Raw genomic sequence first — 14,752 nt, forward strand, 5'->3', positions numbered from 1 at the left:
TCGAGATCGAACGCGATCCGCTGTGCCAGCGCCTCGACGGTGGTTTCGGCAAAGAGCCATTGGACTCGAACCTCGACACCGATCTTCTCGCGTAGGCGACTTACCACTCGAGTTGCGATCAGTGAGTTTCCGCCCAGCTCAAAGAAGTCGTCGTCGACACCGACGCGGGGTACGCCTAACACCTCGGCATAGACGTTCGCGACGATCTCCTCGATCGGGCTACGGGGAGCGCGGAATTCGCGGACCTCGAAGACGGGCTCCGGCAGGGCCTTGCGGTCGAGCTTGCCGCTGGTGTTGAGCGGGAACGCATCGAGCACGACGACCGCCGACGGCACCATGTACGACGGCAGGACGCTACGCACGGCGTCGAGCAGGACCGCCTTGTCGACAGTGTGCCCGGGTGCCGGCACGACGTAGGCGACCAGCTGCTCACCGGTCGGTGTCGGCACGACGAGCGCGACGGCCTGGCTCACCTCGGCGCAGCCGAGCAGCGCCGTCTCGATCTCGCCCAGTTCGATGCGCTGACCGCGGAACTTGACCTGGAAGTCGGTGCGGCCGAGATAGTCCAGGACGAGGGCACCGTCGGCGATGCGGCGCCACCGCACGAGATCGCCGGTGCGGTACATCCTGCTTCCCCGCACCCCGAGGGGACTCGCGACGAACCGGTCGGACGTGAGGTCGGGGCGCTTCTCGTAGCCGCGCGCGAGTTGCACGCCACCGAGATACAGCTCGCCCGGGGTTCCCACCGGGGTGGGACGCAGACGCGAATCCAGCACGTATACCTGCACGTTCGCTTCGGGAACGCCGATCGGCACGGAATGGTCGCCGTCCTCGGCGCCCCAGTAGGTCGCCGAGACCGCGGCCTCGGTGGGGCCGTAGAGGTTGTGGACCGCCGCGTCACCGAGACGCCGGAAGGCCGTCACGGTCTCCGGCGGGAGGGCCTCGCCGATGACGAAGACGTGGCGCAGGCCGGCGCAGCTACCCGCCGGGGCGTGGGCGGCGAAGACGGTGAGCATGGACGGGACGAAGTCGGTGAGCGTGACGCCGTACCGGACGATCGCGTCGGCCACGTAGGCCGGGTCGCGGTGACCGTCGTGGGTCGCGACGACGAGCGTACCGCCGGTGCGCAGCGGCAGGAAGTAACCCCACAGCGACACGTCGAAGGTCGTGGCGGTCTTCTGGAGGTACACGTCGCCGGGCGAGATGTCGTACTCCGCGGCCATCCACTCGAGCTGATTGACGATCGCCTCGTGGGGGACGGACACACCCTTCGGACGTCCGGTGGATCCGGACGTGAAGATCACGTAGGCCGGTGAGGCGGCCTGGACGGTGCCCCGCAGTTCGTCCTCGCGCACGGGCTCTGCCGGATGGTCGGGCAGAGCCGGGTCGTCGACGAGGATCGTCTCGACCCCGGCCGGGAGATCCCCGGCGTCGGCGGTGGTGCTGAGCACGCACACCGGTCGTGCGGTGTCGAGGATGTGGCTGATCCGGTCGGCCGGGTGGTCGGGGTCGAGCGGCACGTAGGCCCCGCCCGCCGTGACGACCGCGTACATGGCGGCGACCAGATCGATCGAGCGCCGGATACCCAGCGCGACAAGCGATTCGGGTCCGACACCGACCGAGATCAGGTGACGGGCGAGGCGGTTGACCCGCGCGTCGAACTCCGTATAGGTGAGGGCGTCGTCGCCGAAGACGACTGCGGTGGAGTCCGGGGTCGAGGCGACCTGCGCGCGGTAGCGCGAGAGCAGGGTCTGCGCATCGACCGGTCGCTCGGTGGCGTTCACCTCGACGGTGAGCGCGTGTCGCTCCGGCGCGGCCAGCAGGTCGACGTCACCGACGACCATCTCGACGTCGCCGGTGAGCGATTCGAGGACCGTCACGAGACGGGCGGCGAGCGACCGCACCGTCGTCTCGTCGAAAAGGTCCGTGGCATAGGTGAACTGGGCATCCATACCGGCGGGACGTCCCTCGACCTCTCGCGGTCCGACGGTGAGCTGCAGATCGAACTTGGCGATGCTGCCACCGAGATCCACCGGCTCGACGTCCAGTCCGGGCAGGGCGAGGTCGGGTCGCTCCATGTTCTGGAAGAACAGGGCCACCTGGAACAGCGGATGGTGACCAGCGGAACGAACAGGGTCGAGGCCCTCCACGAGCCGCTCGAAGGGCAGGTCGGCGTGGGCGAACGCGTCGATGTCCGAGGCGCGGACCTCGCGCAGGACGTCGGCGAACGTCCGCTCGGGAGTGACGGTGGTCCGCAGCACGAGTGTGTTGACGAACATGCCGATCAGATCGTCGAGCGCCTGCTCGCCGCGGCCCGCGACCGGGGTGCCGATCGCGATGTCGTTCGCACCCGAGATCCGGGACAATAGAACGGCGAAGGCCGCGTGGAAGACCATGAAGGGCGAACATCCCGCGGCCCGGCCGAGTTCGACGACGGCCTCGTGCAGGGCCGGGTCGATCTCGAACTCGACGACCGCCCCGCGGCCCGACGCCCCGGCCGGGCGTGGCCGGTCGGTGGGCAGTTCGAGACGATCCGGTAGATCCGCAAGAACCGATGTCCAGTAGGCGATGTCTTTCGAGATCGTCGAATCCGGATCATCCTCGTCGCCCAGGACGGACCGCTGCCACAGGGTGAAGTCCGCATACTGCACGGCGAGTGGTTCCCAGCCGGGCACCGCCCCCGCCCTACGGGCGAGGTAGGCGGTGACGAGATCACGCACGAACGGCTCCATCGACGCACCGTCGGCAGCGATGTGATGGACCACGATGATCAGAACGTACTCGTCGCCCGTCCGTAAGAGTTCTAGTCGCCAGGGCACTTCGACGGTGATATCGAATCCCGTCATCACTGCATGGATCACTCGACTTTCGATCTCCGAGCTCTGGACCTCCTCGACTCGTAACACCGGGATAGCCTTCGAGACAGGCAGGACCAACTGGCTGCCCACACCGTCGCGGTCCGGATAGATCGTCCGAAGGGGTTCATGTCGTTCGACAAGATCCGCGACCGCGGCACCGAGCGCATCGGCGTCGAGTGTCCCGCGCAGACGCAGTGCGACGGGGATGTTGTTCGCCGCCGAGGCCGAATCGAAGCGATTCAGGAACCACATGCGCTGTTGCGCGAAGGATAGTGGAATCGTCTCGGGACGAGGGCCTGGCACCAAAGGTATGCGATCCCCCCCGGCGAGAGACTCGACCACGGCAGCGAGTCCCGCCACAGTGGAGGATTCGAAGAGTTCGCGCACGGTGACCCGCACACCGAGCGCTTTGGAAATCCGCGCCGCCACCCGCGTGGCGATCAGCGAGTTGCCCCCGAGAGTGAAGAAGTCGTCGTCCACCCCAGCCCGGGGCACGCCCAACACCTCTGCGTATGTCCGTGCCACGATCTCCTCGTACGGCGTAGCGGGAGCTCGGTACTCGCGCTCTTCGATCACCGGCTCCGGCAGAGCATCACGATCGAGCTTGCCCACCGGGGTCAGCGGCACCTCGTCGAGCACCACGATCGCCGACGGCACCATGTGCGGCGGCAACGATCGCGACACGAATTCCGTCAACTCCGCGGTGTCGATCGTGCGGCCGCGGACGGGCAGCACGTAGGACGCGAGGACGGTCGCACCGGACGGGGTGGACCGCCCCACCGTCGTCGCCCAGTTCACGGACTCGTGTGCGCTGAGGACCGCGTCGATCTCACCGAGTTCGATGCGGAAACCGCGCACCTTGACCTGGAAGTCGCTGCGGCCGACGAACTCGATCTCGAGCCGGTCCTCGACGGGCCGCCACCGGACGACGTCGCCGGTGCGGTACATGCGGTCGCCGGGTTCGCCGTAGGGGTTGGGGACGAACCGCTCGGCGGTCAGCGCGTTGCGGCGGTGGTATCCGCGGGCGAGTGCCCGGCCGGCCACGTAGAGCTCCCCCGCCATACCGGCGGCCACGGGACGCAGACGCGAGTCGAGCACCAGGGCCGACACTCCGTGTGTAGGACTACCGATGGTGATCGGCCGTCCCGGCTGGAGCCTACCGAAGGTAGTCATAATGGTCGCCTCGGTCGGGCCGTAGCCGTTGAAGTACCTCCGTCCCGCCGCCCATTGCGCGAGCAGTTCGGGCGTGGTGACGTCGCCGCCGACACAGATCGTTTCCACACTGTCGAGGCCGGTCGGATCCATGGTGCCCAGCACGGCCGGAGTGATCGTCACATGTGTCCCCCCCTCCGCCCGCAGTAACTCGGCGAGATCCGGCCCGCCGATGATCCCTGCCGGCACGATCACCAGAGTGGCACCGCTGGAGAACGTGGCTGTCCACTCGAGCACCGATGGGTCGAAGCTCGGCGAACAGATGTGCAGGGAGCGGTGCCCTGCACGGAGATGGTAGAGATCGGCAGCAGTGTCGACCACACCGCCGAGGCCGGCGTGGGTGACGACGACGCCCTTGGGCTTGCCGGTCGACCCCGAGGTGTAGATCAGGTAGGCCGGGTGGTGAACCCGGATCGGGCGTACCCGGTCGGCGTCGGTGATCGGTGCGGCGGAGCGGGATTCGACGTCGGCGGCGAACGCCGGGTCGTCGATCAGCAGCCATTCCGCGTCGTCGGGCAGTCCGCCGACGAACTCGGACGACGTGATGCCCAGGGTGGCCCCGGAGTCGTCGAGCATGTAGCGCACGCGGTCGTCCGGATAGGTCGGGTCGACGGGCAGGTGCGCGGCGCCGGTCTTCGCGATCGCCCACACGCTGAGCACCATCTCGTACGAACGGGGGAAGGACACGGCCACGAAGTTCTCCGGTCCGGCACCACGCTCGATGAGCAAGCGGGCCAGTCGCGACGAGGTTTCGTCGAGTTCGCGGTAGGTGATCGACCGTCCCTCGTACCGCACTGCCACGGCGTCGGGATCCATCGCGCCCCCCCGCGTGAGGATATCGCTGAAACTTCCTCCAGTGGTCACGTGACCACCGCGGACGTGGATGAGGCGGTCGAACTCATCCACGTCGAGGATCGCCAGGTCGCCGACGGGCGCCTCCGGAGTGTCCAACGCGCCAGTGAGCAACATCGAGAACCTGCGCGCGAACTCCTCCACGGTCCGCCGATCGAACAGGGCCGTCGCGTAGGAGAACTCGGCTCCGATGCCGGCGGGCTCGCCCTCCTCGTCGTACTGCTCACGCAGTATGAGCGAGAGATCGAACTTCGCAGTGTCGACGTCGAACGGGACTCCTGAGACCGTCAGGCCCGGAAGTTCGAGCGCTGCCTCACGAAAATTCTGGAACGACAGGACCACCTGGAACAGCGGGTGGCGTGCCGTCGACCGTTCGGGGTCGATGATCTCCACGAGCCGCTCGAACGGGATGTCGGCATGAGCGAACGCCTCGAGGTCGGCCTCGCGCACCCGTGCGAGCAGGTCGGAGAAGCCCTCACCCGTGTCCACCCGGCTGCGCAGCACGAGGGTGTTGACGAACATGCCGATCAGGTCGTCGACCTCGGCCTCACCGCGACCCGCGATAGGCGTGCCGATCGCGACGTCGTCGGTGTCGGCCATCCGCGCGAGGAACACCGCGAGCGCGGTGTGCACGACCATGAACATCGTCGTGCCGGTCCGCCGCGCGAGCGCCGCGAGACCGCGGTGCGTATCCGCATCGATCGTAAATCCGACCATGCCACCGGCGAACGACTGCACCGCCGGACGCGGCCGGTCCATCGGCAGGTTCAGCTCGTCCGGAAGCCCGGCGAGGGTGCGTTTCCAGAAGTCGGCCTGCGCCGCGAGCAGGCTCGCGGCATCGTCCTCGTCGCCGAGCACGTCGCGCTGCCAGATCGCGAAATCGGCGTACTGCACGGGCAGCGGTGCCCAACCGGGAACCTGCCCCTCGGCGCGGGACATGTAGGCCGTCATCACGTCGCGGGTCAACGGCGAGATGGACCAGCCGTCGGCGCTGATGTGGTGGACGACGAACACGAGCACGTGATCGCGCTCGGAGAGCTCGAACAATCGTGCGCGCAACGGGATCTCGGTGGTGACGTCGAACCCGCGGGAGACGACCGCCGTCACCTTCTGCAGCAGGTCGTCCTCGGTGGCCGATTCGACGTCGATGTCGGGCGCGGCTTCCGCGACCGGGAGGATCAGCTGATAGGGACGTCCGTCCACTTCCGGATAGACCGTGCGGAGCACCTCGTGCCGGGCGAGCAGATCCTGGACCGCTGCCCGCAACGCGTCGAGGTCGAGCGCCCCGGTCAGGCGGACCGCGACCGGGATGTTGTTGACCGACGATTCGGTGTCGAAGCGGTTGAGGAACCACATGCGCTGCTGCGCGAGCGACAGTGGGACCCGCTCGGGACGTTCCTGTGCGACGAGCGGCGTGCGGCCCTGGGCCTCGCTCTGCTCGACGCGGGCGGCGAGAGCGGCTACGCCGGGCGCCTCGAACAGGACACGAACGGGCACAACGGTTCCCAGTTCGGAACCGAGGCGCGCGACGACCTGCGTCGCGATGAGCGAGTTGCCGCCGAGGGCGAAGAAGTCGTCGTCGAGCCCGACACGGTCGACACCGAGGACGTCGGCGAACACGCCGGCGACGACCTCCTCGACCGGGGTCGTGGGTGCACGGAAGCCGCGAGCCTCGAAGACCGGGTCGGGCAGCGCCTTCCGGTCGACCTTGCCCGAGCTGCCGAGCGGCATCTCGTCGAGGACCACGAACTGCGACGGCACCATGTAGGCCGGGAGCACCGCGCTCAGCGCGGCCTGCGCGGCGTCGCGGTCGAAGGTCGTGTTCGGGGCCGGGACCACGTAGGCGACGAGCTGATCGCGGCGCACCTGCGCGGCGGCCTGCGACACCCCGGTGTGGTCGAGCAGCGCGGTCTCGATCTCCCCGAGCTCGATACGCAGACCGCGGAGCTTGACCTGGAAGTCGGTGCGGCCGAGGTACTCGAGATCTCCGCTGCGGTCGTTGCTCCAGCGCACGAGGTCGCCCGTGCGGTACAGACGTTCACCCTCGCCGAAGGGCGAGGCGACGAAACGCTCGGCGGTCAGATCGGGGCGGCCGACGTAACCGCGCGCCACCTGCACGCCCGCGAGATACAACTCTCCCACGACACCGGCGGGAACCGGCGACAGTCGCGAGTCGAGCACGTAGGCGCGGGTGTTCCACACCGGAGCGCCCATCGCGACGGAACCACCCGTCGTTCCTGCGACCGGGCGGGCGGTGGCGTGCACCGTGGCCTCGGTGGGGCCGTAGAGGTTGTGGAGCTCGGCGTCGCTGCTCCGGGAGAACTGCTCGGCCACCGACAGCGGGAAGGCTTCACCGGCGACGAGCACGGTGCGCAGCGACGCGCAGTCGTCGGGCGACACCGACGCGGCGAACACCGCGAGCATCGACGGGACGAAGGAGGTCGCCGTCACCGCGCGCTCGCGGATGACGGTGCCGAGATAGGCGGGGTCGCGGTGCCCGTCCGGGACCGCGATCACCATGCGCGCACCGACGGCGAGGGTGCCGAAGAGTTCCCACACCGACACGTCGAAGGTGAACGGGGTCTTCTGCAGCACCACATCGTCGGGGCCGATCCCGTATTCGGTGGTGATCCACCGGATCTGGTTGACGACCGAGGCATGGGCGACCGCCACACCCTTCGGGCGTCCCGTCGAACCGGAGGTGAAGATCGAGTACGCGGTGTTCGACGGCCGCAACGGCGCGACGCGGTCGGCGTCGGTGACCGGCTCGGCCGGTGTCGCGGACAGGTCGAGGGTGTCGATCGCGAGCGACGGCACCGATGCCGTGGCCGGCACGGAGAATCCGTCGCGTTCGGTGGTCAGCACCACCACGGGCGCGGCGATGTCGAGGATGTACCCGTTGCGATCCTCGGGCTGATCCGGATCGATCGGCACGTAGGCACCACCGGCCGTAACGACCGCGTACATACCGACGAGCAGATCCAGCGAGCGGCGCATCGCCAGACCCACCCGCGCGTCGGGACCGACACCGAGCGAGATCAGGTGTCGTGCAAGACGGTTCACACGCTCGGAGAACTCGCCGTAGGTCAGCGTCTCGCCCTCGAACTCCACCGCGACCGCGTCCGGCGACCGCCGGACCTGCTCGGCGAACAGATCGACGAGGGTCCCGGCGTCGCCGAGTGCGTGCTCGGTGGCGTTCCACGTGGCGAGCACATCGGTGCGCTCGGCATCGTCGAGCAGCGCGACATCACCGACCGGGAGTGCGGGTTCGGTCACGACCGCGGTGAGGATCCGGGCCAGGCGCTCGGCGAAGGACTCCATCGTCCGGGCGTCGAACAGATCGGTGGCATAAGTCAATTCGACGAGATAACCCTCGGCGGTGGCGTCGTCCGAGACGGTGACCTGCAGGTCGAACTTCGCCAGTGCCACGTCGACATCGAGCGCCGAGACGGTCAGGCCGGGCAGCTCGAGGGAGCCGGCATCGAGGTTCTGGAACGCGAGGAGCACCTGGAACAGCGGGTGCCGTGCCGTCGACCGTTCGGGGTCGATGATCTCGACGAGCCGCTCGAACGGCAGGTCGGCGTGCCCGAACGCTTCGAGGTCGGCGCCGCGCACCCGGCCGAGCACCTGCTCGAACGACTCGCCGCCCTCCACCCGGGTGCGCAGCACGAGGGTGTTGACGAACATGCCCACCAGATCGTCGAGCGCCGCGTCGCCACGACCGGCCACCGGGGTGCCGATCGCGATGTCGTCGGTGCCCGACAGACGCGCCAGCAGCACCGCCAGTGCCGCGTGCACGACCATGAACTCGGTGGTGGAGGTGCGCCGGGCGAGATCGCGGACGGCGGAACGGAGTTCGGAGTCCAGGACGAACCGGTGCGAGGCACCGCGGTAGCTCGCGACCGCCGGTCGCGGACGGTCCGCCGGCAGGTCGAGCTGCTCGGGCAGACCCGCGAGGGTCTCCCGCCAGAACGCGACCTGCGAGGAGATGATCGACTCCGGATCGTCCTCCGAACCGAGCACCTCCCGCTGCCAGATGGCGAAGTCGGCGTACTGCACCGGCAGCGGCTCCCACTGCGGGGCGTCACCCGAGACGCGGGCCGCGTAGGCCGTCACGACGTCGCGGGTCAGCGGACCCATCGAGAAACCGTCGGACGCGATGTGGTGCACGACCAGCACCAGCACGTGCTCGGCCGCGGTCCCGGTCTCGGTGACGGCGAACAGCCGGGCCCGGAAGGGGACCTGCGTCGTCACGTCGAAGCCGGTGCCGACGATCTCGGTGGCCCGGGCGATCAGATCGGACTCGGCCACCGGGACCGGCGTCAGGTCGGGCACCACCTCGTCCACCGGCAGCACCTGCTGGTAGCCCACACCGTCGACGTCCGGGTAGATCGTCCGCAACGACTCGTGCCGGCCGAGCACGTCGGTGACCGCGGCCTGCAGGGCCGCCGCGTCGAGTGCCCCCGACAGGCCGATCGCCACGGGGATGTTGTTGACCGCCGATTCCGGTTCGAAGCGGTTGAGGAACCACATCCGCTGCTGCGCGAGCGACAACGGCACCCGGTCAGGTCGTTCGGTGGCGACGAGGGGCCGGCGCGGACCGCCGGAGACCCCGCGTTCGAGGCGTGCTGCAAGCTCTTCCACGGTGGAGGCCTCGAACAGCAAGCGCAGCGGAACGGTGGCGTTCAGCGCGGCACCGATGCGGGAGACCACCTGGGTGGCGATGAGCGAGTTGCCGCCCAGCGCGAAGAAGTCGTCGTCGAGGCCGACGCGGTCGACACCGAGGACCTCGGAGTAGATCGACGCCACGACCTGCTCGGTGGAGGTGGTGGGAGCGCGGAACTCCTTGACCTCGAAGACCGGGTCGGGCAGTGCCTTGCGGTCGAGCTTGCCGGACGCACCGAGCGGCATGGCGTCGAGGAGCACGTAGGTGGCGGGCACCATGTAGGCCGGTAACTGCGCGGACAGTGCCGCACCAGCCGCCACCTGATCGAAGGTCGCACCGGCCTGCGGGACGACGTAGGCGACGAGCTGGTCCTGACGGACGAGCACGACGGCCTGGTCGACCTCGTCGAGGACGAGCAGCGCGGTCTCGATCTCGCCGAGTTCGATGCGCAGACCGCGGAGCTTGACCTGGAAGTCGGTGCGGCCGATGTAGTCGAGCTCGCCGGCGCCCTCCGTCCAGCGCACGAGGTCGCCGGTGCGGTACAGCCGCTCACCGTCGCCGAACGGCGAGGCGACGAAGCGTTCGGCCGTGAGGTCGGGGCGCTGCATGTACCCGCGGGCGAGCTGAGCTCCCGCGAGATAGAGCTCTCCCGCGACCCCCACGGGCACGGGCGCGAGACGCTCGTCGAGGACGTAGACGCGGGTGTTCCACACGGGGGCGCCGATCGGCACGGAGACCGTGTCGGCGTCGGTGGCCTCGTGGTAGGTCACGTCCACGGCTGCCTCGGTGGGGCCGTAGAGGTTGTGCAGGCCGGCATCGGACAACAGTGCCCGCGTGCGTGCGGCCAGTGCGGGCGGGAGCGCCTCACCGGAGGCGAAGACGTGACGGAGCGAAGTGAGTTCGTCGGCCGACGCTTCGGCGACGAACACCGCCAGCATCGACGGCACGAAGTGCACGACGGTCACGCCGCGCCGCTCGATCACCGAGGCCAGGTACCGCGGATCGCGGTGACCGTCCGGCACGGCGACCACCAGTCGGGCACCGATCTGCAAGGGCCAGAAGAACTCCCACACCGACACATCGAAGGTGAACGGGGTCTTCTGCAGCACCACGTCGGCGCCGGTGAGCGGGTATTCGTGCTGCATCCAGCGCAGGCGGTTGACGATCGCGCCGTGCGGCACCGCCACACCCTTCGGGCGCCCGGTGGACCCGGACGTGAAGATGACGTAGGCGGTGTTCGACGCCCGCAGCGGAGACGTCCGCTCGGCGTCGGTGACCGGCCCGGACGCCGTCGCGGACAGGTCGAGGGTGTCGACGAGCAGGCTCGGGACGGACCTCTCCCCGGTACGCGGAATCCGTCGCGTTCGGTGCTCAGCACCACCACGGGCGCGGCGATGTCGAGGATGTACCCGTTGCGATCCTCGGGCTGATCCGGATCGATCGGCACGTAGGCACCACCGGCCGTAACGACCGCGTACATACCGACGAGCAGATCCAGCGAGCGGCGCATCGCCAGACCCACCCGCGCGTCGGGACCGACACCGAGCGAGATCAGATGCCGCGCAAGACGGTTCACGCGCTCCGAGAACTCGCCGTAGGTCAGCGACTCGCCCTCGAACTCCACCGCGACCGCATCCGGCGACCGCCGGACCTGCTCGGCGAACAGATCCACGAGGGTCGAGGTGTCGTCGAGCGCGCGGCCGGTGTCGTTCCACTGCTCGAGGACCTGCACGCGTTCGGCATCGTCGAGCAGGTCGACATCACCGATAGCGACGGAGAGATCACCGGTGACCGCATCGAGGAGACGGACGAAGCGCTCGGCGACGCGCTCGACCGTGCGGGTGTCGAACAGATCGGTGGCGTAGGCCAAGCCCACCGAGTACTCGGCGGCACCGGTCGCGGTCGGCGTCTCGGTGACGACGAACTGGAGGTCGAACTTGGCGGTCGCGATGTCGAGGTCGACGGCCTCGACGGTCAGCCGCGGAAGTTCGAGGGAGCCGGTCTCGAGGTTCTGGAACGACAACATCACCTGGAACAGCGGGTGACGCGCGGTGGAGCGCTCGGGGTCGATGATCTCGACGAGTCGTTCGAACGGCAGGTCGGCGTGGCCGAACGCCTCGAGGTCGGCGCCGCGCACCCGGCCGAGCACCTGCTCGAACGACTCGCCGCCCTCGACCCGGGTGCGCAGCACGAGGGTGTTGACGAACATGCCCACCAGATCGTCGAGCGCCGCGTCGCCACGACCGGCCACCGGAGTACCGATCGCGATGTCGTCGGTGCCCGACAGACGCGCCAGCAGCACCGCCAGCGCGGCGTGCACCACCATGAACGGGGTCGCGTTGCGTTCGCGGGCGAGCGTGACGATGCGGTCGTGCAGCGTCTCGTCGATGGTGAACTCGTGCAGGGCACCACGATTGGTGGCGACGGCGGGGCGCGGGCGGTCGGCCGGCAGGTCGAGCTGCTCGGGCAGACCCTCAAGCGTGTCCCGCCAGAAACCGACCTGCGAGGAGATGACCGACTCCGGATCGTCCTCCGAGCCGAGCACCTCCCGCTGCCAGATCGCGAAGTCGGCGTACTGGACCGGCAGCGGCTCCCATCCCGGCTCGCCGCCGGCGGCGCGGGCCGCGTAGGCCGAGACGATGTCGCGAGTGAGCGGGCCCATCGAGAAACCGTCGGCGGCGATGTGGTGCACGACCAGCACCAGCACGTGCTCGGCCGCGGTCCCGGTCTCGGTGACGGCGAACAGCCGGGTCCGGAAGGGGACCTGCGTCGTCACGTCGAAGCCGGTGCCGACGATCTCGGTGGCCCGGGCGATCAGATCGGACTCGGCCACCGGGACCGGCGTCAGGTCGGGCACCACCTCGTCCACCGGCAGCACCTGCTGGTAGCCCACACCGTCGACGTCCGGGTAGATCGTCCGCAGCGACTCGTGCCGGCCGAGCACGTCGACCACCGCGGAGCGCAGCGCCTCGACGTCCAGGACGCCGGTCAACCGGATCGCCCCGGGGATGTTGTTGACGGCCGATTCCGGTTCGAAGCGGTTGAGGAACCACATCCGCTGCTGCGCGAGCGACAACGGCACCCGCTCGGGACGCTCCTGCGCCACGAGCGGAGCTCGGTCGTCACCGGCAAGAGGTTCGACCATGACAGCGAGGGCGGCGACCGTCGAACCCTCAAACAGCAGGCGGGCAGGCACCCGTACCCCTAGACGCTCACTCAGCCGTGCCGCCACTCGCGTGGCGATCAGCGAGTTACCCCCGAGATCGAAGAAGTCGTCGTCGAGGCCGACCCGCGTGGAGTCGAGTCCCAGCACGTCGGCGAACACCGCGGCGATGTCGATCTCGGTGCCGGTTTCCGGGGCCCGGAACTCGGTGACGATCGGCCCCGGATCGGGCAGTGCGTCGCGGTCGAGCTTGCCGGTGGGCGAGAGCGGGATCTCGTCGATCGGCACGATCGCCGAAGGCACCATGTGGGCAGGGAGCCGCTCGGCGGCCAGGGCCGACAGTTCCTGCAGGTCGACGGTTGCGTCGGGGGCCGCGTGCACGTACGCGACAAGCTGTGCCTGCCCGGACGGGCCCGTCCGCGCGAGCGTCGCCGCGAAGTCCACTGCCGGCGAGGAGGCCAGCACGGCGTCGATCTCGCCGAGTTCGATGCGGAAGCCGCGAACCTTGACCTGGAAGTCGTTCCGACCGATGTAGACGATGGGGGATGCGGCGTCCCGGGGTCCGCGGACGAGGTCGCCGGAACGGTACATGCGCGTGCCGCCGGGGGCCGCGACGAACCGGGCGGCGGTCAGCTCCGGCCGACGGTGGTATCCGCGGGCCACGCCCGGACCCGACAGGTAGAGCTCGCCCGTCACCCCGGCCGGAACGGCGTGCAACCGTGTGTCCAGCACGTGCGCGGTGGTGTTCCGGATGGGCGCACCGATCGTGATCTGCTCACCCGGAGCCAGCGGATCCGAGATGTTGGTCATGATGGTCGTCTCGGTCGGACCGTAGCCGTTGAAGAATCGCCGTCCCGGCGCCCACCGCTCCACCAGGTCCGGAGGGCACGCCTCACCGCCGACGACGATGCAATCGAGCACGCCCAGGCCCGTCGGGTCGACCGAGGCCAGCGCGGCCGGGGTGACGAAGGCGTGCGTGACCTGCTGTTGCACAACGAGTTCGGCGAACTCCTCGCCGCCGTACACGGAGGTCGGGGCGATCACCATCGTCGACGACGCGCCGATCGCCAGCAGCAGTTCGAGGATCGAGGCGTCGAAGCTCGGGGACGCGAAGTGCAGCGTGCGCGAGTCGGAGGTCAGGGCATACCGCTCCACCTGCTCGGTGCAGAAGTTCCCCAGACCCGAATGGGTCACGACGACGCCCTTCGGCCGTCCGGTCGACCCCGAGGTGTAGATGATGTAGGCCGTGTTCTCGACCCGCAGGGTTCGGACCCGTTCGTCGAACGAGACGGGCTCGGACGGAAGAGCCGCGAGCTGCTGCGCGATCGCGGGATCGTCGAGTGCGATCCACCGGGTCGCGGAGGGCAGGGCGGGTTCGTTCTCGGCGAGGGTCAGGCCGAGCGCCGCGCCGGAGTCGACCGTCATGTGCTCGACCCGGTCGGCGGGATAGTTCGGGTCGACGGGCACGAAGGCGGCACCGGTCTTCGCGACCGCCCAGGTGGCGAGCACCGAGTCGATCGACCGGGCGATCGCGAGCGCGACGACGTCCTCGGGACCGACACCGAGGCCGATCAGGTACCGCGCGAGTCGCGAGGACGCCTCGTCGAGCTCGGCGTAGGTGAGCGAACGGTCATCCTCGACCACTGCCGTCGCGGAGGGGTCGCGTTCGACCGCCGCCGCAATCAGCTGGGGAAGCAGCGCGGCCCTGGCTCCGCGACGCTCGGGACGCCTGCGTGGCCGCCGCCGCTCTGCTGCCGCAGGTCGAGCATCGCCAGAGGCTCCACCGTTCCCCTCGGCCCCCTGCTCGCCGACCTTACGCAAGGCTTCACTCACCACTGGTCCCGATCCCTCGTACGTCCCGTTCCGGCCGCGGCCACCCGGTTGTTACCGGGCAGTCATGTGCCCATTAGAGCATCGGTGGCCGAGAAGCCATGTTACGGCCGTGGGCGCGCACGCCACGGTGGGACGACCCGTGCGGGCCGCCCCACCGTGGCGGGATGT

Annotated in this window: 1 pseudogene; it reads right to left on the reverse strand. The window is 69.2% G+C overall.

Annotated elements, in window-relative coordinates:
• Nucleotides 1-14: 14 nt before the first annotated feature.
• Nucleotides 15-14,572 (reverse strand): annotated as a pseudogene (locus IM25_RS25905) (non-ribosomal peptide synthase/polyketide synthase); the annotation flags it as partial.
• Between the last annotated feature and the right edge of the window lie 180 nt (nucleotides 14,573-14,752).

The organism is Rhodococcus sp. p52 (assembly GCF_000763325.2).
In the GTDB taxonomy this organism is placed as follows: domain Bacteria; phylum Actinomycetota; class Actinomycetes; order Mycobacteriales; family Mycobacteriaceae; genus Rhodococcus; species Rhodococcus pyridinivorans.